Origin of the sequence: Colwellia sp. BRX10-4, from assembly GCF_014077465.1 — a bacterium.
GTDB lineage: Bacteria > Pseudomonadota > Gammaproteobacteria > Enterobacterales > Alteromonadaceae > Colwellia_A.
Map to the genome: position 1 here is coordinate 58,509 of NZ_JACGVZ010000004.1, position 21,400 is coordinate 79,908.

At 35.5% G+C, this 21,400-nt stretch carries 17 protein-coding genes; 4 read left to right on the plus strand and 13 right to left on the minus strand.

Annotated features, from left to right (window positions below; translation table 11 throughout):
* Nucleotides 1-54: 54 nt before the first annotated feature.
* The 5 genes from H4J67_RS05440 to H4J67_RS05460 all read right to left on the minus strand — a co-directional run bounded on the left by H4J67_RS05440 (nucleotide 55) and on the right by H4J67_RS05460 (nucleotide 5,906).
* The gene (locus tag H4J67_RS05440; protein WP_182174172.1) at nucleotides 55-1,173 is read right to left on the minus strand and encodes an XrtA/PEP-CTERM system-associated ATPase; all 1,119 of its coding nucleotides are present in this window, start codon (nucleotides 1,171-1,173) and stop codon (nucleotides 55-57) included.
* 4 nt (nucleotides 1,174-1,177) lie between these two features.
* On the minus strand, nucleotides 1,178-2,776 hold the full coding sequence (locus H4J67_RS05445) for a TIGR03016 family PEP-CTERM system-associated outer membrane protein (protein ID WP_182203120.1): 1,599 nt from the start codon (nucleotides 2,774-2,776) through the stop codon (nucleotides 1,178-1,180).
* The gene (locus tag H4J67_RS05450; protein WP_182174166.1) at nucleotides 2,742-3,614 is read right to left on the minus strand and encodes an XrtA-associated tyrosine autokinase; all 873 of its coding nucleotides are present in this window, start codon (nucleotides 3,612-3,614) and stop codon (nucleotides 2,742-2,744) included. Before H4J67_RS05450 ends, H4J67_RS05445 begins: the two co-directional genes overlap by 35 nt.
* Nucleotides 3,611-5,209: an XrtA system polysaccharide chain length determinant gene (locus H4J67_RS05455; protein WP_182174163.1), complete on the minus strand. Its 1,599-nt coding sequence runs from the start codon at nucleotides 5,207-5,209 to the stop codon at nucleotides 3,611-3,613. Before H4J67_RS05455 ends, H4J67_RS05450 begins: the two co-directional genes overlap by 4 nt.
* 61 nt (nucleotides 5,210-5,270) lie before the next feature.
* Nucleotides 5,271-5,906, minus strand: a complete 636-nt coding sequence (locus H4J67_RS05460) for an XrtA/PEP-CTERM system exopolysaccharide export protein (RefSeq protein WP_182174160.1) — start codon at nucleotides 5,904-5,906, stop codon at nucleotides 5,271-5,273.
* Between the two features lie 212 nt (nucleotides 5,907-6,118).
* Here H4J67_RS05460 and H4J67_RS05465 point away from each other — a divergent pair, with 212 nt between their 5' ends.
* The 4 genes from H4J67_RS05465 to H4J67_RS05480 all read left to right on the plus strand — a co-directional run bounded on the left by H4J67_RS05465 (nucleotide 6,119) and on the right by H4J67_RS05480 (nucleotide 11,071).
* Nucleotides 6,119-7,522: a TIGR03013 family XrtA/PEP-CTERM system glycosyltransferase gene (locus H4J67_RS05465; RefSeq protein WP_182174157.1), complete on the plus strand. Its 1,404-nt coding sequence runs from the start codon at nucleotides 6,119-6,121 to the stop codon at nucleotides 7,520-7,522.
* An 81-nt stretch (nucleotides 7,523-7,603) separates the two neighbouring features.
* The gene (locus tag H4J67_RS05470) at nucleotides 7,604-8,671 is read left to right on the plus strand and encodes a Gfo/Idh/MocA family protein (RefSeq protein WP_182174154.1); all 1,068 of its coding nucleotides are present in this window, start codon (nucleotides 7,604-7,606) and stop codon (nucleotides 8,669-8,671) included.
* Entirely contained in the window at nucleotides 8,668-9,639 is a 972-nt protein-coding gene (locus H4J67_RS05475) for an NAD(P)-dependent oxidoreductase (RefSeq protein ID WP_182174151.1), read from the plus strand. Before H4J67_RS05470 ends, H4J67_RS05475 begins: the two co-directional genes overlap by 4 nt.
* Before the next feature lie 235 nt (nucleotides 9,640-9,874).
* Nucleotides 9,875-11,071 carry an O-antigen ligase gene (locus H4J67_RS05480; protein ID WP_220471616.1) on the plus strand — a complete coding sequence of 399 codons (1,197 nt, stop codon included), beginning with the start codon at nucleotides 9,875-9,877 and terminating at the stop codon, nucleotides 11,069-11,071.
* A gap of 8 nt (nucleotides 11,072-11,079) precedes the next feature.
* Here the strand turns inward: H4J67_RS05480 and H4J67_RS05485 are convergent, their stop codons facing one another.
* From H4J67_RS05485 to H4J67_RS05520, 8 genes are all read right to left on the minus strand, one after another.
* Nucleotides 11,080-12,774, minus strand: a complete 1,695-nt coding sequence (locus tag H4J67_RS05485; RefSeq protein WP_182174145.1) for a hypothetical protein — start codon at nucleotides 12,772-12,774, stop codon at nucleotides 11,080-11,082.
* A 74-nt stretch (nucleotides 12,775-12,848) separates the two neighbouring features.
* Nucleotides 12,849-14,345 carry a lipopolysaccharide biosynthesis protein gene (locus tag H4J67_RS05490; protein WP_182203124.1) on the minus strand — a complete coding sequence of 499 codons (1,497 nt, stop codon included), beginning with the start codon at nucleotides 14,343-14,345 and terminating at the stop codon, nucleotides 12,849-12,851.
* Nucleotides 14,346-14,373: 28 nt separating this feature from the next.
* Nucleotides 14,374-15,399 (minus strand): glycosyltransferase family 4 protein, encoded by a 1,026-nt coding sequence (locus H4J67_RS05495; RefSeq protein WP_182174139.1) that lies wholly within the window; start codon nucleotides 15,397-15,399, stop codon nucleotides 14,374-14,376.
* 73 nt (nucleotides 15,400-15,472) lie between these two features.
* Nucleotides 15,473-16,417, minus strand: a complete 945-nt coding sequence (locus H4J67_RS05500; protein ID WP_182174136.1) for a sulfotransferase — start codon at nucleotides 16,415-16,417, stop codon at nucleotides 15,473-15,475.
* A gap of 10 nt (nucleotides 16,418-16,427) precedes the next feature.
* A complete protein-coding gene (locus H4J67_RS05505) occupies nucleotides 16,428-17,513 on the minus strand; it encodes a GNAT family N-acetyltransferase (protein WP_182174133.1) in 1,086 nt (361 codons plus the stop codon).
* Nucleotides 17,503-19,227, minus strand: a complete 1,725-nt coding sequence (locus H4J67_RS05510; RefSeq protein ID WP_182174130.1) for an asparagine synthetase B family protein — start codon at nucleotides 19,225-19,227, stop codon at nucleotides 17,503-17,505. Before H4J67_RS05510 ends, H4J67_RS05505 begins: the two co-directional genes overlap by 11 nt.
* A 17-nt stretch (nucleotides 19,228-19,244) precedes the next feature.
* Nucleotides 19,245-20,417, minus strand: a complete 1,173-nt coding sequence (locus tag H4J67_RS05515; protein WP_182174127.1) for a hypothetical protein — start codon at nucleotides 20,415-20,417, stop codon at nucleotides 19,245-19,247.
* On the minus strand, nucleotides 20,402-21,397 hold the full coding sequence (locus H4J67_RS05520; RefSeq protein ID WP_182174124.1) for a polysaccharide deacetylase family protein: 996 nt from the start codon (nucleotides 21,395-21,397) through the stop codon (nucleotides 20,402-20,404). Before H4J67_RS05520 ends, H4J67_RS05515 begins: the two co-directional genes overlap by 16 nt.
* Between the last annotated feature and the right edge of the window lie 3 nt (nucleotides 21,398-21,400).

Here is a 21,400-nt window from a genome sequence, read left to right on the forward strand (position 1 = left end):
TGTGAAGATATAGAGAAGGTTTTGTAATAAAATCTTCTCCACTAATTAATGATGTTAACTCTTATCGTTTTCATTACTTCGTTCAGAGTTAGTATCGGCAATTGTATCAGCCGTTAGCTCTGAGTTGGCTTCAATACTTTCATCGATATTACTTTCAGCATATAAACGACTCTTCTGCTTAAGGAGTTTATCAACATAACGCGCCATTTTAATTTTCTGCTTAATCGACGACTCTAATATCTCTTCTACTTCCCTTAATATTTCTTTCATGTTTTCAACATTCTCAGTTGAATTCACGATGAGCTGTGCGCTTGCCTGGCTAGGTTCATTACTGGTTAATTGTACTTTATGCAGTGAACCGGTTAACTCTACTTGCATCTCTAACGCGACTTCGTTAATTGCGTCAACATCGATACAAGCTAGTTCTTCTAAAAACCCAAACAATAATAAACGGTCAACAAAAATATTGATTTTTCTTGGAACGCCTAACGTTTTTTCATGAATAACGTTAAAGCCTTCATCTGAGAAGAGTGCCTCTTTAATACAACCTGCTTGCTGCAATCTATGATTAATATATTCTTTAACTTCGTCACCAGTCAGTGGCTTTAAATGCGCAGATGCAATAATACGTTGACGAAATTGCTCCATATTAGGCGCTTGAATAATATCTTTAAGCTCTTCTTGCCCGAGAAGAAAACTTTGTATCAATGGCTTATTATCCAGCTGAAAATTAGATAACATGCGGAGTTCTTCAACCGTTTCTATCGGTAAGTTTTGTGCTTCGTCAACAATCAACAAAGCCCGTTTACCTTGGCGATTCAAATCAATAAGAAACTGTTCTATTGACTGTAATAGCTCAGCTTTACTTTTACCTTTAACGGTAATCTTAAATTCAAAGGCGACAAGCTCAAGTAATTCCTGCGGGTCGAGCTTAGTCGTGACAAGTTGAGCGGCAACAATTGAATCGTCAGCAATATTGTTTAAAAGATTACGCGCTATTGTTGTTTTACCCGTGCCTATAGGCCCAGTAACTACGATAAAGCCTTCGCCTTGATCTAAACCATATTGTAAATAAGACATTGCTCTTTGGTGGTTGCTTGACGCGAAAAAGAAACGTGGGTCGGGACTTAACTGAAAAGGACGCTCTTTAAAACCATAATAATTTTCGTACATACTGCTAAAAACCTTTACTGAATTTGAGGGTGATTCTGTCTTCCTCATAATTGAATGATTGTGTAGTAGAACTGCGGTTAAGATGGCTTACACCTAATTTAACAGTTAGTTTACTATTTAAGGATTTGTCATACTCAAGACTATAACGTCGGTAGCGGTCTTGACGGCCACTTTCTTGCCCAAGTAAAAAGTGGGTGTCAGTATATTCAAGCATGAAATTTATATTTGATTTACCACTCACTTTGCGTTTAATCGCAAACGATGCCTTTTTATTTTCATCTTGGGTACGGGTATTTAAATTTTCGCGGGTCAATTTTGATAGCTCAACGCTGAAAGTGGTTCGCGGTAGTGCTAATTCTGAAGACCACAGTAACTCTTTGTTTAATGAAAGGCCCAAATCTTCCACTAAAACAAAATCATTTAAGTTGACTAGCTGATAATTATCAAAATCGATATTATCATTATTATTGACAAAACAATTTGAAGAGTCAGCTATGTCACCTTGTGGACACCAAAAGCTACCTAAGGCAACACTTTCATAATTATTACGGGTAAATGCTTTAACCTCTTCAACATAAGAAATGGTATTGGTTAAACGCTTGTTTTTATGTACAAAGTCAAACCCATAACTTTCACCGTAAAAGCGCTGGCCGTAATCAATTATTAAGGTTGTTCTTTGACTAGGCTCCCAGCGAATTGTGGCCGCAGCATAGTCTTGTTGTTCTTTACCGTCGAGGTCTAGCTGAGTACCAGTAGGCGTGTTATAAGATAGGTCTAATAAGAGCCTAGGGCTTATTAACCAGCGTAAGCCGCCGCCATAAGAGTCTGACTCAAGTGATGAACTATTATTAACAAGATCACCTTCATTAGTTTCATCATAATATCGTATAAACGGGGTTATCTTATAACCCGTAATTAAACCGATTTTGACTTCGCCTTTGAATAACTGTCCGTCTCTGCCTTGATTAGTCGCATCAGAATATTCAGATGACGCATCCCAATATACATTTCGAGCAGCAGAGCCATTTTCACTCAAAAACTTTATCGCATAGCCTTCTCGTTCACCTATACCGTCCTGTGATTTAGTTGTTTGGTATTGAATTCCCGTACCAACAATGAAATCACTATTATTAATCGTGTATTGTAAACCACCTGAATAATTTTCAACTCTAATGGTGTCACCAGAGACAATATCTGCAAGCGCATTACGGGAATTATTGCGTGATTGGTTTGATATTGCAGCACTACCAATTAAAGCAAGTCCTTTAGGACCTAACTTTAAGCGAAAAGAACTGTCCAATGTATGATAGTCATCATCGGTATCATGGTCATGGGTGTACATTGCATAAAGACTTTTTGCATCAAAGGTAAAATTTAATTTTTTTGATGAAAATAGTGTACTTAATTTAACACCTGTTTGACTAACTAAACTTGATGCTTTTTCATTAACAGATGAATTAACATTATCAGTATAGGTTTCATCAATAATCAATTGTGGTGTAAACTGCCATTCCCCTGCAAAAGTATCTGCAGGTAAAATGGCAAAGATTGCTGCAGCTAATACTGTCTTATTTAGTGCCGTATCCATAACCATAATAGCCATACATATCCTTGTGAGATCTGATTGCTTTGTTTAGCACTAAACCCAGTGCTAAATCTTCGTTGAGGTTTTCTGTCGCTTTTTCAATATCTGCTAAGAGCGTTTTTGATTCTTCAACTACGACAAGCGCTTGGCCCATTAAGTTGGCTAAGACCATCGTTTCTGTAACGCCAATTAACGGTGGACAGTCAAATATTACAATACGGTCAGGGTAGCGCTCTGCAAGTTCTTTAGCTAAAGACTCCATACGGTCACTGGCGAGTAATTCATTAGAAAGATGATGAGGTTCACCTGCAGGTATTATTTTAAGCTTATCAATATTGGTACTGTACATTATTTCAGAAATATCCTGCTTATCACCCAGTAAGTATTCAATCAAGCCAGGGACTTGCTTAAAGCCTAATTCTCTATTTATGCTTGGGCGAAGAACATCGGCGTCAATTAGCAATACTGTTTTATCTTGTTCTAAAGCAATACTGAGCGCTAAGTTAATTGAAATAAAAGTTTTACCTTCATTTGGTTTAGAGCTACTTATCATAACCAAATTACTGTTTTTAAGCGTTTTAGAGCCTGAGCCAAAGGCATTGTTTAAGAGCTTACGTTTAATTTGACGAAACTCATCTTTAATACTTTTTCTGGTACCGTTATCGATTAAGAAACCACGACTTTCAAGATCACTTTTGTTAAGCACTAAAACATCATTATTTTCATAAGTTACTGAGGCTGTCGAGCTTTCAACAGCTTTAGTTGGTTTATCAATCGTTACACTTTCAGTAACAACCGGTGTTTTGTCTTGTTGAGCCATCTTTTGTTTAGCGAGTGCTTTTTCTATGGTACTCATAAATTAAAAATCCTATGTATTGGCGCTTGTATTGCATCCGGAAATAACGAATAAGCGATAAAAAAGCATAATATTAAAATTAATAAGCTGTTAGAGACAAAAAACAGTATCGTTTTACGTTTATCTTTACTTTGTAGACCTATATTTTCAGTCGCCGAAACAATACCAAAAATAGGAATGCCCGTTGCCCGAGCTACTTGGCTGCTCGAAGTTACAACTGGGTTAATTTGGCTGAATAAAAAGGAAAGTCCCAATCCAACACCTACCCCTAAAAAGGTAACCACTACATAAAACAGATACCTTTTAGGACCTGTAGGTTGTAAAGGTGCACGAGGAGGGTCAATCACTTTAAAATTTATTTTACTGGTCGTTTCGTTAGCAGACTGACCTATTTGTGCTTTCTCTTTACGTTCAAGCAAGTCTTCATATTGTTTTTTAGTAATATTGTAGCCGCGATTAAGCGCCACTAATTCTGCTTCGATTTCAGGTAATGTATGAATTTTATTTTCAAGATCTCTAACAGTATTTCTGTAGTTATTAGCTCTTACTTCCATCGAAGCAACTTGTCCTTCAAGTTGATTCACTTGAATTTGAACATCTTGGATTACCGGGTTCTGACTTATTGGCGTGTAGTCATTACCTGCTTCATTACTGCTTGTTAGATACTGTTCAATTTCATCATCTCTTTTCTTTGATAAATGCTCAAGGCGACGTTGAACTTCTTTCACATCAGGATGCTGTTCGGTATATCTAAGCTGAAGTGAATCTAATTGTCCTTCTAATTCGGCAATACGGTCATCAAAAGTCGTTTTTATGCTGTTCGAATCAACAATATTATTTTGCTGATTAGATTCTGACGTTGAAGATTGCGTTAATTTAGCTTTTGAACCAGCTAATTGTGTTTTTGTTTCTAGCAAAATCAGTTCAATAGTTTTTAATTGTTCTTTTGAGTTATTTAGCTTTTGGTAATAACCACCGTACTGGTTAGGCAGCACTTCACTGTATTTTTGTTTAAAATTAGTTAACCTTGCTTCGTCTTTTAATAAGCGATTTTCGTATTCATTAATTTGGCTATCAAGAAATTTTTGTGCAGAATCAGAATCTCGACGATTCTCACCTCGAGTCGTTTCAATAAACACCGTAATAACCGCTTGCACAACATCGCGTGCCATTACGGGCTCTTTATCAGAAAAGGTGATATTGAAAATATTTTGCCTCATGCCGCCAGTCTTTTTAATTGAAATATCCTTAGTTAATCGTTCAATTAAGTCATTAAATTCTTGTGGGGTATTCGCTTGAACATCTAGATCGGTCATCCGAGCAATACGCTCTAAATTTGGGCGGTTGAGCAATGTTTTTACCATCAAGCTGATTTGTTCATCAGGATTCGACTCAACCGTCATCCCTTTTAACAAAGGGCCTAAAATAGATTGAGTATCGGCAAATACCCGCGCTTCTGATTCATAACTATCTTGTAGCTGTGAAACGCCAAACCAACCTAAAGGGCAAATAAGCCAAGTAGCAATCATAAGGTAGCGGCGTTTTATCCACATACCCTTTAAATAATCTAAAATTTGTTCAAGTATTTCTTGCATTCCTGACCTCTAAATACAGGCGATTAATAAAATAGGCGATTGTTATCTTATGTAACTAAAACTAAAACCAAGTTTCAGGGATAACAATTATATCACCTGGCAAAACGTCAACGTTAGCCGCTATCTCGCCATTCTTAATTAAGTCTTCAATATAAATTTCATATTGTTTCTGCTCGCCATTTTCCACTCTTACTAAAACAGCATCATTACCATCAGCAAATTCAGTTAAGCCACCAACCTGAATCATTACGTCGAGCAACGTCATTTGCTGAATATAATTGATTGACTTAGGCTCTGCAGCTTCACCAATAACACGGATCTGTTCACTGAATGGGCCAACAAAATTATTTACGGTTACGGTAACTACGGGTTCTCTGAGGTAAGTTGCTAGAATTTCTTCAATAGTTCGAGCGAGTTCGGTTGGTGTTTTGCCTGATACAGGGATATCTTCAACTAAAGAGGTGGTTATCATTCCGTCGGGACGCACAACAAATGTGCCTGAAACTTCAGGGTTACGCCATACGAATATATTAACAACATCACCGGCACCAATTAAATATTTATAAGAGCTAACATCAACCGTATTCGATTGGTGTATGGTTGCGGGTGGTAAGGTTAATGTACTACAACCTGAAATAACATAAGCTATAGTTAGTAGTATTGCTGTTTTTAGTTGACCGAGCATATTCTTTTCCATGGTTATAACCTTCTTTATACATCGAATTTATTAAATTGATACTAAGCTATTTGATTGTATGTGATTTTTACAAAGGTTGCACAACATTTAATAGGTGTAAAAAACTTATGATTATTGCTATTATCTTACACGCTTATGTTTTGGGTGTTTTTACTAAAAATAATAAATGAGCAAGTTGAATCTATTAATAATAAAGGGAATAATTAATTCATATGTCTAGCCCAAAGTTTCGAGATCTATCTTCGGGTAGTAAATCTTTAGTTATTATTGAACTGATTTTTTTCGCTGGTTCGTTATTATTGACCGTCTATTTAAATAGCTTGTTTTTATTTGTCGAGCATCAAAATATACCTACTAATTTATTGGCTATTTGCGCGATTGTTTTCGCTCTAATGGTACAACTATCGTTATTAGCTCTAGGTTTATATAACTCGAAGCTGCGTGAAAATTATCGTGGTATTGTCAGGCGTTTGCTTGTTTCAGTAGCGATTGGCTTCTTTATTGTTACCTTAATTAATCCCTTATATGGTCAACATGCTTTAAAAATTGAATTACTTGCACTGGCGGCATTATTTAGTCTTATTATTGATAGTGCTTTTCGTTATTTTACCCTGCAAGTGGACTTCTTTGGCTTTAGTAAGCGGGTAGTATTAGTACTTGGCGCCGGTGACCGAGCCTCTATTATCGAAAAACGTATGCGCCGAGATGTCGATAGGCAAGGGTTTTACATGCACGGCTTTGTTATTATGCCAGGTGACACCGAAACCGGCATAGTTAACGAAAACCGTATTGCATTAGAAGGTTCTCTGGTTAATTATGCACTAGAGCATGGTATCGACGAAATAGTTGTGGCAAGCGACGAACGTCGTGATAATTTACCAGTTGATGAACTTTTTGCCTGTAAAATACGTGGCGTAGAAATTACCGAAATACTCGACTTTATAGAACGAGAAACTGGCCAAATAGCGGTAAACCTTATTTATCCAAGTTGGGTTATCTATTCAAATGGTTTTGCTTCAGGTAACCATTTACGCAATACCTTAGATTGGGTTTTTAACGCTGCTATTGCTATAGCTTTAACCTTAGTTACTTGGCCAGTTATGTTAATAACAGCCATTCTTATTAAATTAGACGAAGGCATGAAAGCCCCTATTTTTTATCTCCAAGAGCGCGTTGGTCTTGACGGCCAAGCTTTTAATATTTATAAATTTAGAAGTATGCGAATCGATGCCGAGAAAAATGGTGCTCAAATGGCCTCTGAAAATGATGATCGCACCACGAGTATTGGTAAATTTATTCGTAAATATCGTGTCGACGAATTACCACAAATTTTAAATGTTATTCGTGGCGACATGGGGTTTGTTGGCCCGCGTCCAGAACGTCCTGAATTTGTTCAGCAACTTATTAAAAACCTACCTTACTACAATGAACGTCATAATGTTAAGCCAGGCTTAACAGGCTGGGCACAATTAAAGTACCCTTATGGTTCAACAGAAGAAGATTCATTAGAGAAGCTTAAATATGACTTGTATTATATTAAGCACCGTAGCTTTATGTTGGACTTATTAATTTTAATTAGAACCGTTGAAATTGTTTTGTTTGGTAAAGGTCGTTAATCACACGATTAATAACGTTTTAAAACAGAAAGAATAAAGTAAATTTGGAAAGACAGAATTAGTATATTTTGGAGAATTAGGTTGAAAGTATGTATTGTCGGAGCAGGGCAAATAGCCGAAGCTCACATTGAAGAAGTTCAGAAAATAAAAGGCGCAACCATTGTGGGCTTGTGCGATTTAAGAAAAACTCCTGCGCAAGCGCTTGCTGATAAATATAACATTGCCGCGTCATATATTTCTATTGATGAGATGCTAGAAGTTGCAAAACCTGATGTTGTTCATATCACGACTCCTCCCGGTTCACACTTTTTTCTTGCCTTGAAAATATTGCAAGGCGGTAGTAGTGTTTATATAGAGAAGCCTGTAACGCTAACTGCAGAAGAGTCAGAAAAGTTAATTGCGGTTGCAAAAGATAGCAACCTGAAATTATGCCCCGGTACACATAGATTACGTTCATTTGAGACTATTGAAGTTTTTAAAGCAATAAATGAGGAAAGTCGTTTCGGTGAAATGATCCACATGGATGCAGTCTTTGGCTATAATTTGAATGGTATTTTCGGGAAGTTAGTGACATCAAACCCAGACCATTGGATTGCAAAGCTCCCAGGACAACTTTTTCAAAATAATATTTCTCATCCCATAGCAATGCTGACACCATTTTTAAGTGATGATTTAGAGATCACTTCATTTGCTTTTGATCGAAGCAATAATGGCGTCGTTAATGACGAATTAAGAGTGCAGATTTTTGATAGAAAAAACAAAGTCACTTGTTCCATACTATTTACTTCAAACGCTTTACCTGTGCAATTTGTTGTACGTTATTTCGGTTCTAAATCTACAATTAACTTAAATTTAACAGAACATTTTTGGATGGAAGATACGGCACCAACATTTCCGGGTGGTTTAGGATTAAGTCTAAACATAAGAGCTAGAGCCAAAAAATTAAAGACACAATACTGGACAAATTTTAAAGCTTTTTGGTTAGGCAGAGAAACATTTTTTTCTGATATGAAACGACTGGTAGAAGAATTTTATCAATCGATTGAGACCAAAACGGATGCGCCTATTCCATATAATGAAATTCAACGGACTTCAAATATTATTGATAAAATCTGTCAACAAATTAGCTCGCCAGGAGGAAAATCATGAGTATATTAGTAACTGGAGCCAACGGATTTTTAGGCGTTGAAGTTGTTAAAGCTTTGGTCGACTTAGGAGTTAATGACATTCGCTGTTTGGTGCGTCCTGGTAGTTCTCTTAATGGATTAAGTGAACTCGATATTGAAGTCTCTCGCGGTAGCTTAAATAGTGAAAAAAATGTTCAAGATGCTTTAGTGGGTTTAGATACTGTTGTACATCTAGCGGCCTCAAAATCTGGTAGTCCGATGGGGATGTTCACAGAAACCGTCGTTGCGACCGAAATACTTTTTGATGCTATAGAAGCATCTCAAGTGAAAAAATTTGTTTTTGTCAGTTCATTTTCGCTTTATGGGACATCGCTATTATCTGCAAAACAAACGGTAGATGAAAAAACTCCAGTTGAGCCTAATCCAGAATTACGTGATAGTTATTCTTGGGTTAAATTCTATCAAGAAAAGCTTTGTATTGAGCGTTGTAAAACCTTAGGCATTGAGCTAGTTATACATCGACCGGGTGTCATCTATAGTAAAGAGCATAATATACTTTCCCCACGTGTAGGTTTAGCATTACCCAAAATTCCATTTTTTATTATTGTTGGAGGAAAATCAAAAATTCCTTTCGTACATGTGAAAAATTGTGGATTAGGTGTAGCACTATCGGTGATTAGTGATGCGGCCAATGGTGAAATATTTAATCTTGTTGATGAAACACCTACGCAAAAAGAATTTATTGCTTTGTATGAAAAGTTTCAAAATAAAATACCAAGAAAAATTACCTTACCACTTTGGCTTTATTTAACCATTTGTAAGTTTGCTGAAAAAATTCATAAAGCATCAAAAGGAAATTTTCCAAATATCTTTAGTGCATATCGCGCTAAAACTATGTATACACCGCTTGAATTTAGTAATGACAAACTAGTCAATGTATTGAAATGGCAACCGGTAACTACTCTAGAAGAGACATTAAAAGAAAAGTAAAATGAAGAAGATAAAGGTCTTATGGCTTATATCTTCTTTTACATTCTAACCCTCTGTTAACTTCGTACGTCATAAAAAGGCTTCATATGAAATCTCTTGATTATTACTTATTATTTTATGTAATACCTACATCAGGAGCCTATTTATGAGTGCCTTAATAGCATCATTATTTACTATTTTAGTCTTCATCCGCCCTCAAGATTGGTGGTCCCCACTTGAAGGGACTCCTGTTGTGATGGTGGTTGGCATGCTAGGAGCCATTTTTGCGGTTACGAAAAAAAATGTGATCACTAATCATCATACGATGTTACTTTTTACGCTATGTTTGATTGGATTTATTTCTGAGGTTTTCAATTTTTATTTTGTAGGGGCAATAGCTGCACTAACCAAGTTGTTATTTTCAACAGCTTTGCCTTTCATTGTTATTTTAGGTTTAGCTTTTACTCGAAAGTCTAAAGAATTTATTTTTGCGACAATTATTTTTGCTGCGGTAGCTATAGTATATAACGGCTATCAACAAGTCACATTACCTTCTGGGATTGGTTGGAGTGGTGCAGAAATACTTGACCAACATGGTGATTTAAGAATTAAGTTTGTTGGGATTTTTAGTGATCCAAATGATGTAGGTTTACTGTTTTTAATGACTATACCTCTCATATTCTACTTTCGCGAAACACAAAATTGGCTCGTTAGACAAATATCTGTTTTGAGCCTTGTCGCTATCTTCTATGGAATATACTTAACTAACTCAAGAGGAACATTACTGGGTGTTTTGGTCTTAATCGTTTTATACCTTTATAAACGCTATGGGAAAATTGTGGCTAATGTCTTGGTTATTTCCGCTATCCCAGTTTTATTGTTAGTTTTTAGTGGCTTTCGCTCAATAAGTGCTAGCGAAGAATCTGCTCATGGGCGTTTAGATGCATGGTATGCAGGTTCACAAATGCTTAAAAGTAACCCACTTTTTGGTACAGGATTAGGCGGGTTTTTAGATAATCATCATTTAACTGCTCATAATACCTATGTGTTATGTTGGAGTGAGTTAGGTGTCGCGGGGTTCTTAGTTTGGTTCTCTTTTCTTTTTTCAATTATTTTTATACTACACAAAATAAGTTTTTCAGAACTTCAATTTTCAAAAGAAAAGTTGAATGTAAAAAAAGGTATTACTGAATTTGAATTTAATCGCTATTTACTGATGTCCAAAGTAATGTTTTATAGTTTATGTGGGTATGCAATCGGGGTGGTTTTTCTGAGTAGGCTGACTTTTGTACCTCTTTATATGTTTTGTGCTGTTTCCGTAGGTCTTATGCAGCAAATGAACCTTTTTATAGATAAGCCTATAAAATTTACAGGTCAACTTTTTAAAAAGCTATGCCTTATTGCTTTTTGTGTATTAATTGGAATTAACTTATCACTAAAGTTCTTATTGTAAATATAGCTTTATTGAAAAGGAATACCACCAGCATGTGGCCGTTGGTTAAGTTTTGGGTTATATAACTTTTTAAAGAACTTCGGATGAGTAACTTTCGTATTAATGTATGCTTTTTTTAGGCTTAATTTCTCAAAGATAATATTGTGTATAGATCCATTTGTTAAAAAATCAAGCTGTAATGTTTCATTATTATTAACATCAATATATTTATAGATTCCTTCATAATTGGTAACCTTTCCACTCTCTTCGCTATGATAAAAATTAATATTGGAAGTAAATGTATTTCCTGAAACCCTTATGTGTGGCATTTGATAAAACCATTGTGCACTTGGGATATAATCTTTAATTAAGGTTATACTTTTACTGCCTTGATTTTGTGATAAAAACATATTGTTTGTGATATCTAGGAATTGGAGATGGCCTAATAATCGAAAAATATAACCTTTGAAGTCTTTTGGCATTAAGAAAATATTCTCTGAAAAACGGCTAGGACCATTTGAAGAACCTGTCCCATCGCCACCCACACGGACACCATATTTAATGCTGTTAATAGCAATAACATTACCCACAACGTCATGATTTATAGGTTCTAGGGTTTCATATCCATCATAACCAATTAATTCAAGGGCATATATAGATTGTTGATTGGTCGTGTTTTCTAGCCAATTCCCATAAACCTCTGTGCGCTCAGCTCTCGACTTTATTGAATTACCTTTATTGTTATGTAAAAAACTTTTTTCGATAGTAAAAATACTCTCAGGAAACCTATCTCTATCTGTTGCCATATAAATGCCGTGTCGCCAGTTTTTCTTTTCTGGTTTTCCACCCGAACGTGTTAACTCGAGTTGAGAAATATGTAATGAACCCGAGTTATAATCCGTGCCTAATATACCGTTACCACAGTGACGGATTAGAACTTTTGAAAGCTTTATGTACGCTGACTCATGCCGGTAGCAGATACCACCACGCTCCAAAATAATGTTATCAATATGCCAAAAATGAGAGTTTCTTAGAGCTAATGTCCAGTTGAAACGTTCTGTGCCACCTCTTAACGTCGGTCGTTTTCCATTTTTACTGATGCCCTTTAATGTTATGGGCAAAGCTCTTGTTCCTGATATACCGCGTATGTCTATCGGGTCATAAATTGCGTCACCCATTAAGTGTATTTCGTCACCTGGCGCTAGAAGATTTGTAATGTCTTTAAGTTGTTTAGCGGGTTCATTTGGCCCTACATTCCATATCTTTTTCTCTCTATAGACACCATGAGTTTGGATGGTCCATTCAATACGTCCTGTTTGCATATTATGATTATTTTTTCCATCACCTAAAATATATATGGAGTATATTTTATTATCACCGAACAGATTTCTTGCTGCTTTGCGTAAGCGGACAGTATTTCCTGAGAAAATGATTGCAGGCATAGGACGATAATCCCCGCCATCAATTGATACTTCAATATTGGATTCATTAGTTAAGGTGATAAACGGGCTGATCCCCGTGAATAACAGGCAATTTGATTGCACTAAGCTATTTGGCTGCTGTGCAAGTGAAGTTGCAAAAGCAGCACGTTTACGTTTTTCCCATTTGAATCCGATATCAACAGTTCTACAGGTTTCATCTGAGGGAGAAAGCGAACTCGTCATATCGCTAGAATAAGATTGATAAGAGAGTAACATTAAGATAAAAATTAATTGCTTAAACAATGTTTTTTGTCCTAAGTGGCATGTCAATTACGGCTATGATTTTTTTTCTAAAAAAATTTTAAATATACTGCTGATCAGGATAAACATTTTATACCCCAAGACAAATATGCTTTGATTGGCTTTGGTGTTGTAGAAACTATTTTTTTCAAAATATACAGAACAGACTGATCAAAACCTTTAAAAATAAATAGCAGGTTGATGTAAGATAGTGCAAAAACAATGGAGCCAATAATGGCTGAAAGAATTCCATCGAGGTATTGATCAATGATTATTGCTGGGATCGCAGATATGGCCGCGGCAGAAACCAATCTTGAAGCGATCATAAAAGAAATCATTTGATAGCCAACCCTCGTAGCGAGACTCTTATAACTAAATAGCATTATGACCACTAACAGCCCAAAAATTGCAACAGAACCATCTAAACCCCATTGTGGAACAATGAAAAAGCTAATAGCGCAAGCAAAAATGAATAGAGCAACATGAACCATTGCCATACTTACTTGTTTGTCATTACTGATCAAGGTTAAATTTGCGCCTTGATTCAAGGTTATAATAGTTTTGAAAATCATCATCATTTGTAGAGGGAAAACGGCAGGTAAGTAGCGTGAACCAAATAAAAGTTCAATAATTACATCGGCATATAGCACTACAGGAACAACTACAAGTAATGATAAAGTAAGTAAATATCGTTCAGCTTGAGCCACTTGTGATTTTACATTGCCGTCTTGAACTGCCTCAGTAATCTTGGGGAGTAAAATCTCTTGATATATTCCCGGTACTAAAGTAATCGCTGCTGTAGAAAGTAAGAAGGCAATATTAAAAAAACCTGCCTCAGACAGAAAGTTATTTTCTTCTAAAACAAATACTTGGCTTTGTCTGAAAATTAAGGCACCAAGTAATACGATAATCGTTGCTGATATTACTTGGAACATCATGCGCTGCTTGTGTTCTGCAATATGCTCATTGTTGTATTTCTGTAAGGGTAATTGCTTATTGAAAAATCGAGTACTCATCCCATAAACAATACAAGCAGAACAATAAACTATAATAAAACTTTCAACTTTTGGAGAAATAAAAGCACATAATAATACGGCAACAATGTTGAAAGGGTTCGCTATTAAACTTGTTTTTGCAATGATATCAAAGCGCTTTATCCCTTTAAATATTGATACTCTAAACATATAATCTGCTTTGATTGCGACACTAAAAAACAACAATATTAGTAACCATTTTTCAATATTACTATCAGCCAAATCAAAAAACAGGATAGTAAAGACAATCAGGGCAACGATCAGTAACCTGCTATATTGAATTCGCCAGAAATAAGCAATGACAGCAGGTAATGCGTCACTATTTTTATGCTTAAATTCAGCTATAAATTTAGTGACATTTAATGATACTCCGGCATTAATAGCTAGAGTCATTAAGGCAGCAAGCCAAATAATACTCGAGTAAATACCATAGTCTTCGGTCGATAAGTGTCGAGCAATTGTCATCGATACAATTAAGCCTAAAAAGTATTCACTGTATAAATTAATGGCAGCCATTGCTGCTTGTAAAGATGTTTTCATTGTGAGTTATTAATCTTCTGGTTATGTGCTAATAATGTGATCGATAGGTCTTTGCACACTGCTGCATTGAGAAACCGGCTTGATAAATATCAATACAACGTTGGCTGTACTCTTTTAAAAGGGACTGGTCTTCTAAAAATAGACTTATTTGTTCAGCTAGGCCTGCTGCATCTGCGTAAGAATATAATAACCCATTGTGTCGATGCTTCACTAGTTCGGGATTACCTCCAACATTAGAGGCGATGGTCGGTGTACCACTGGCGAGTGCTTCTAATATAGCCAAAGAAAGCCCCTCTGTTTCAGACGTGACAATCAAAACATCAGTTTGCTGGTAGATAATATCTCGGTCGGTAACAAAACCGTGAAATGTAACCTCAACATTTGGTATCAGATCAGTCGCAAGTTGCTGGTTATAAGCCATCAACTCTCCTGTGCCGAAGAATGATAAAGAGAGCTGTTGCTGGATATCAGGAGAAAGTTTTGCAACGGCTTCTATAAGGTAGTGCTGTGCTTTTAATGGTACGAAACGACCTACATGGCTCAATCTGAGCTTTGTACTCGCGCTTTTAATCGGAGATATTGGTAATACACCATTAAGTATCGTTACTGATTTTTTCGCAAATTGCGGATAAACAGATAAGTAGTTTTTTAGTGCCTTTTCTGCGACGAAAATCATTTTATCTAGTTTTAATCTGGCAAGAAAATAAATAAACTTCCATTTTAAGCTTTGGTGTACACGCTCATTATGACGTGTATAAACAACTCTAATGTGGGTAAAAAAAGATGCTAACAATATTCTTAGTAAAGAATGGCTACTATGAACATGTACTAGATCATAGTTTTTTAGAATAGCTCTTATTTTTGATATGCTTGTAGCAAAATGAAGACGGAACTCTTCTTTCGCAATTTCTGTCTCAAGAGGCTCACCTTGCAGGCCCATGCTTAAAATCCCAACAGATAACTTTTGATTAGCTAGCTGTTCTGATGCGAGATCAATGACAAATCTTTCTGCCCCACCGACATTGAGACTACTGACTACGTGTAATACTCGCATTAATGTTCCTTTTAATTTTATATCTTGCAGATTCTATCATTTTATTTTGTTTTATAAATCTTAAATGGATACTTTACGTTGATAGATTATCTTTAATACGCTTTATCTTAGATAATGGAGAAAGTAATTTTTGTTTTATTTTATACTTTAAAGCCTCTAATGAGCGGGGGGGGTGTATAGCCTCATTTTTATTACAGTAATTATAATGTAACATCCAAGGTAAACAGCGCCATGTGATTAACTGTGCTTCACGTAATGAAATACTGCTTTGCCAAGCATTAATTCTAGTTTTATCAACTTGTTTACCCACTAAGCTATGTTGCTTTTTAGTGTAGTGCGGTAGTGATATTCCACCACCATTTTTCATACATTCTTCGTTCGTCATTCCAATAAAACCACATAATTCAATCAGTTTAGTTTCTTGATCAAGAATGTAATCTTCGTATCGAAGCTCGTAACTACAATGAGATTGACGTGCTTTAGCGGTAAAGCTATACGTTGTTGCGATATTCCAATTGCTGGCAAAAGCTATTGGATCATGTGAATTCCATCGTAATAAATTATGCATTGAGGCATAAACAGCTCTTGGGTCTCTAACTATATGGATGAATTTTGCTTGTGGAAAAATCGCCTTATACAAGTCTACTCGCTCACGGTTATGTGGGGTATGCTCGATCCAAGTTTTTGGCTTATTTTCATTGAGCTGAAAGTGGTGTCGAAGTAAGTTATAAACACGCTCTGCTGGCTCCGCCTTAACTAAGAAAGGCTGCGAGAAAGTAGGTAAGTCAATGTCTATCCCCGAAGCTCGAAAGTGAAACGTTGCTGTCATTCTATGATAAAGCGTCGTAATCTCATCCATTGTGGAAGCAGTCGAAGTAATCAACATTTGAATGAATGGCATTTCAGGCAGTGCTATTGCGTTACTATTTGCCGCTAATTGTGAAGCTAGCATTGTTGTGCCACTGCGATATGAACCAAAAATAAATACGGGTGTTATTAAGGTGTTTGTATCACTCATAATAGGATCTCTATTTTTTACTCGGGTGAAATTTTGTCTTTATGTTTCTAAGAAATAGCTCAATATAGGATTGAAACGATTTTCTGGCAATAATTATTGTGTCAAGTTGGTCTGCATCAGTCGACAGGCTTTTCTTATACAGTGTACTTCCCACGAGAAAGTTATATTTTTTATACTTGGCCGTTATACAAGATAAAACAGTGAGGTAATGTGAAATCAAACCAGGACGACAATGATTACTTTGTTTATAACTAAAGCCTGATTGATAAAATAATACTTCATGATTAAATATGAAATTATAAAGGTAGCCAATATCTTCCGAGTCGGTATATATCCTGACGAGTTGAATTTCACCCGCTTCAAATCGAGCCTTAATGAGGCTCAGATGAAATTCTTTAAAGAATGGCTTAGCGAAAGCTCCTTCTTTCCCTCGTTTTATCCATTCTTGTTGGTGAAGGACCTCTAACTTATTAAACATTAATTTTGCTTCGTCAGCGGTTTTAGCAAATTGAATTCTAGCGCCCCCTTGAGTTTCATATTCCTTTAAAGAACGTTTGATTTGTGATCTTTTATTTTTACTTAAATGAGCTAGGTAACTTGCTGGTTGCTCGAACTGAGTTAAATTGATCCAATATGAAGGTTGAGATATTGTTCTCACAAGAAAAGCAGAGCTATTAAAGGCACTAAAGTTTGTCGAAATTAGTAATCTAAATTCGTTAATATCTTCTAGATGGTTTATTGCTAAGGTCAATTGTCGGTCACGGATATTTTTATTGCAAAGAATAGAGTTGTATTCAACGACTAAGTCATCATATTCTTCATGACCGGTATTATTGAAATAACCACGTTTTTTGTTAAAGATTTTATGTTCAACACCTTTTTTCACACCAAGAAAAAAGCAACAGACCGGCTGATTATCAATATAGTTAATAATCAATTCAAGTTGAGTTGTGTCAGGTAGGCAGTTGAGCCAAGTAGAAATCCAGCCCCATGAATTAAAAAAGCTAACTTCTGCTTCCTGTTCAAGAAGTGTCCACACTTTCTTTACTGCTATGGCATTCGTAAATGGATTGAGTCTTACTAATTTAAATGACATGACGATCAATATTATTAGTTGCCGTTTGCTGATTTTTTTCTAAGCAATCTTTGTTATTCTTTTGCGCTAAGTGCCAATTAAGCAGTAGCCAATAGCTTTCATAATTATGCTCAACAGTTAGCTTTCCTATTTGTTCTTTACTAAAAAGAAATTGCTCGGCAACTGCTTCTTTGATCATTGCTCGAAAAGGATTATTGAGCCATGAAATAAAAGGAACAGGAAAACCATGCTTTTTTTGATAAATTAGTTCACGAGGAAAGTATTCACAGGCAAGTTCTCTAAGTACAGGTTTTACGTAGTCACTGCCATAGAAATCATCATTAGATAATGTTGATGATACTTCCATGACCTCAGCATCAAAAAAAGGCGAGATAAAATGCTTATCATGTAGCCCAGCAATTAATTCAGCTTCTTTAAAATGTATGGGCATATCACAATCAATAAATAAATTTTGTGCTTGATAACGAATATCAGATAAAGAACCATTTTTGATTGAAGACCAACTATCTACGGTATAACAATTATTATCTTGAAGCTTATCAATAATCTCTTGTTCCGTGGAGGTATAATGTATTCTGAATAAGTTTAAAAATAAGATTTGTAAGGATGTACTTTTTAAATTTTTAAGTACTTTTACACGACCAGGGAGAAACTTTTCACCTAGAGAAAGTAAGCTTATAGGGATATATGAGCACTGTTTTTTCCAACGCAGATGTGTTTCAAGTCGCTTAATACCGTTAGAACCAAACAGCGTATCTGCCGCTTCACCATAAATAACGGCTTGGTAAGCTTGTGGAATTTCTCTCATCATCGCTGTCATTGCTAAAGAACTATAATGCCTAAGGGGTTCTCTGTTAAGCTTGATAAGTTGTTGTAAGTCATTAAGTAAACTTTCATTTGAAATTTCAACAAGATAATGTTTCATTCCTAATATTTTAGCAAATTCTTTGGCTGTGGCTAATTCAGGATTTTCTTCATCTTTAAAAACAGGTGTTATTAAGCAGCATTCTTCAAATATGTCCTTACTAAGGGCGGCTAATAATGAAGAATCTACCCCGCCACTTAAAAAAATGGCGACTTTTTTGTAGTGTTTACTCGCGACTTTCAAATTATTTTGCAATGCAATTTTAGTCTTTTTTATTTTCTCTGTCAGGGGAACAGCAGAATACTTTGGTTTCGGTAGGACCCAATATTGCTGTTGTTGATGAATTTCTTCACCTGTTATTTTAACTGTATGCTTAGGCTTTAATTTTGATATTGCCGAAAGTAAGGTATTTGAGCTGGTTGTATAGCGATAGAGTAGTATTTCAAATTTTGCTAAAGGATCTATTACTAGATCATAAATGGGCATTAATTGTGCTCTAGAGCTAATCAGTAACTTATTACCTTGTTGTTGCCAGTAGATAGTTTTGGCACCGAAAACATCGTTAAAAAAAGTCATGCCACCACTTGTTATTAATACACCACAAAAATGTCCTTTCTCATGAATAAGTTCATGAAAATTCTGCAAAGTAATCGTTTCTTTAAGTTTATTCAAGGTCGAAGGAAAGAAGTAACCATCAACTAATAATACCATGTCAGTTAAGTGAACGATTTGGCAATTTTTATGTGAAATACGATAACTATAATCACCTATGGTAAAGAGATTAGTTGTAGTGCCGCCTCTGCTTTCATTTGTATCTCTAAGAGTTCTTGAGATTAAAAATCCATTCATGATAATGCTGCTTATTATTAAGTTATTTTTCTTTTGAGAGAGGTAATCGTTGCTTTGAATTGTTTAGTGAACATATAAAATGCAGGTTTAGGATCACACCAAGAAAAATAGATAAATGTATGGGATTTTAGCAAGTTGCTAAAGTATGTTTTGAAAATAGATAAACTATCTTGCTTATCTTTATGACGAGAAAATAAATCCTCGTATAAACTTAAAAACATACGTTGATTTATTTGTTCTTTTTCGGTGAATGGTAATGATTTTGCCACACAGAAGCTGGCATATACATTATTTTTACCGCAACTAGTGTCAAAGTAATTGCATAGTCCTAACCTTGGGTTTATTTCAATATACTTATATTGTCCATCACGGTCATCAAGTTTAAATTCAACCATGGCAGGACCTACATAATTCAAACCTTGTCCGAGCTTTGCTACTTGTTCAATGATTTCTGGGTTAGGTCGACTTATTGCATAGCTAGTCACACCAAAATGAGGAGGGGTAAGTTGTAAGCGCTGAAAGGTAAAGGCATTAATCAACTTTCCTTTCAAATCGAATGTACAGTTGCATACCCATAAATTAGCATCGTCACCAACAATAATTTCTTGAGCAATGCAGTATTGTAGCTTGTCAGCAAACGTTTGATAAAAGCTATCTAACTCTATATCGTTATATATTTGTATATTTTTTTGACCAATATAATTCATTTCATTCGAGCGGGGTTTAATTATAATGGGTAGCGAAATATTGGCTAAAAGTTGCTCTGCAGAATCTGGTAGTATCAGTAGTGATTTTGGTAAAGTAACAAGATTTTTTACCAGTTCTACTTCTTTTTGCTTATCAATGAGTTGATAAGAAAGATCACCATTAGGAATAACAAATGAAAATTTCTCTGTAAGTATCTGCTGATTTTTTGACAGGAAGTTAACGTACCAGTCTGATGTTGGGATCAGTACTAGGTTACTCTTAGGCCAATTAAGTAATATGCTTAAAAGTTCTTGTTCATTCTTGTTTTTTTGTAATGCAACTTTACGTATAGGCAGTCTTGAAGATAACACTACGTCATCAGGAGTTGCTGCAATAACATCAAGTGAAATACCTTCTAAATTAAGGCTTCTTATTGCACCTAAACCATTAGGTCCAGCGGCAAGAATGATGGCTTGGCTATCTAAACTCACTTTTGAAAACAACTATTAAACTTTATAATGGCTAAATCATCTTGTTCAACACAAAAACGAACTAAATCGAAAGGATCATTAATAGCTATATTTCTCCCTGGAATATTGTTAAATCCAATGAGGTAGCCTGCTTGTTTACTATAGTCGAGTGTCTTTTGATTATAGCAATTTTGGCGCCCTACAGGGTAAGCGATTGAGTATATCGATTGTTTTAATTTTTCTTCTAATACTTTTTTAGAGTGGGTTATTTCGTGTAATTGGCTAAGGTCATCTAACTGTGATAATATTTTATGATTCATCGTATGAGAACCAATTTCCATCCCATTATTCACCATTTCTTGTGCTTGTTGCCAATTAATAAAAAGCTGATGCTGTTGCGTAGTTAGTTTCTGGTAAGCCTGGGGGAATTTTATTTTAATATCCGCTAAAATATCATCAATACTGACAGTATTACTTTCTTTTGCGTGGCGCATAATACGGTAAATAGTTTTATCTATATCTTGAGGTCTTAAGTCATATTTTTTTGAACTGTTTGGTAAACGGTAATATTGACCAACAGAGTTTCTTAACAAGTATGCAATTTCGTCCCACCAAGGAATATGGCACGAATCGATAAAGTCAGTGACTAAATAGAAAGTAGCTGAAACATTATGTGCTTTAAGAATTGGGTATGCGTCAGTATAGTTATCAATATAACCATCATCAAAAGTTATAATCGCATATCGTTGGGATATGACTTGATTATCTTTGCTAAGCTCATGCAATTGTTTAGTATTTATAATGGTGAAGTTATCTTTGATGGCTATAACATGATCATTAAATGCTTTTGTCGAGCATGAGTAAATAGCTCTATCAAAAATGGTTGTGTATTTATCACCAACTCTATGATAATTGAATACATATACACCGTTAGGCAGGTTTCGCCACCTAGCATGAAGAATGCCAGATAGCTCTAATAACTTTCTTAATCCTTTTTTTAAGCGAAACCCCATAAG

Bases quoted from the DNA above. Each gene is read 5' to 3' on its own strand.
- H4J67_RS05440 (WP_182174172.1), bottom strand. From the start codon at position 1,173: ATGTACGAAAATTATTATGGTTTTAAAGAGCGTCCTTTTCAGTTAAGT.
- H4J67_RS05445 (WP_182203120.1), bottom strand. From the start codon at position 2,776: ATGGCTATTATGGTTATGGATACGGCACTAAATAAGACAGTATTAGCT.
- H4J67_RS05450 (WP_182174166.1), bottom strand. From the start codon at position 3,614: ATGAGTACCATAGAAAAAGCACTCGCTAAACAAAAGATGGCTCAACAA.
- H4J67_RS05455 (WP_182174163.1), bottom strand. From the start codon at position 5,209: ATGCAAGAAATACTTGAACAAATTTTAGATTATTTAAAGGGTATGTGG.
- H4J67_RS05460 (WP_182174160.1), bottom strand. From the start codon at position 5,906: ATGGAAAAGAATATGCTCGGTCAACTAAAAACAGCAATACTACTAACT.
- H4J67_RS05465 (WP_182174157.1), top strand. From the start codon at position 6,119: ATGTCTAGCCCAAAGTTTCGAGATCTATCTTCGGGTAGTAAATCTTTA.
- H4J67_RS05475 (WP_182174151.1), top strand. From the start codon at position 8,668: ATGAGTATATTAGTAACTGGAGCCAACGGATTTTTAGGCGTTGAAGTT.
- H4J67_RS05480 (WP_220471616.1), top strand. From the start codon at position 9,875: ATGGTGGTTGGCATGCTAGGAGCCATTTTTGCGGTTACGAAAAAAAAT.
- H4J67_RS05490 (WP_182203124.1), bottom strand. From the start codon at position 14,345: ATGAAAACATCTTTACAAGCAGCAATGGCTGCCATTAATTTATACAGT.
- H4J67_RS05495 (WP_182174139.1), bottom strand. From the start codon at position 15,399: ATGCGAGTATTACACGTAGTCAGTAGTCTCAATGTCGGTGGGGCAGAA.
- H4J67_RS05500 (WP_182174136.1), bottom strand. From the start codon at position 16,417: ATGAGTGATACAAACACCTTAATAACACCCGTATTTATTTTTGGTTCA.
- H4J67_RS05505 (WP_182174133.1), bottom strand. From the start codon at position 17,513: ATGTCATTTAAATTAGTAAGACTCAATCCATTTACGAATGCCATAGCA.
- H4J67_RS05510 (WP_182174130.1), bottom strand. From the start codon at position 19,227: ATGAATGGATTTTTAATCTCAAGAACTCTTAGAGATACAAATGAAAGC.
- H4J67_RS05520 (WP_182174124.1), bottom strand. From the start codon at position 21,397: ATGGGGTTTCGCTTAAAAAAAGGATTAAGAAAGTTATTAGAGCTATCT.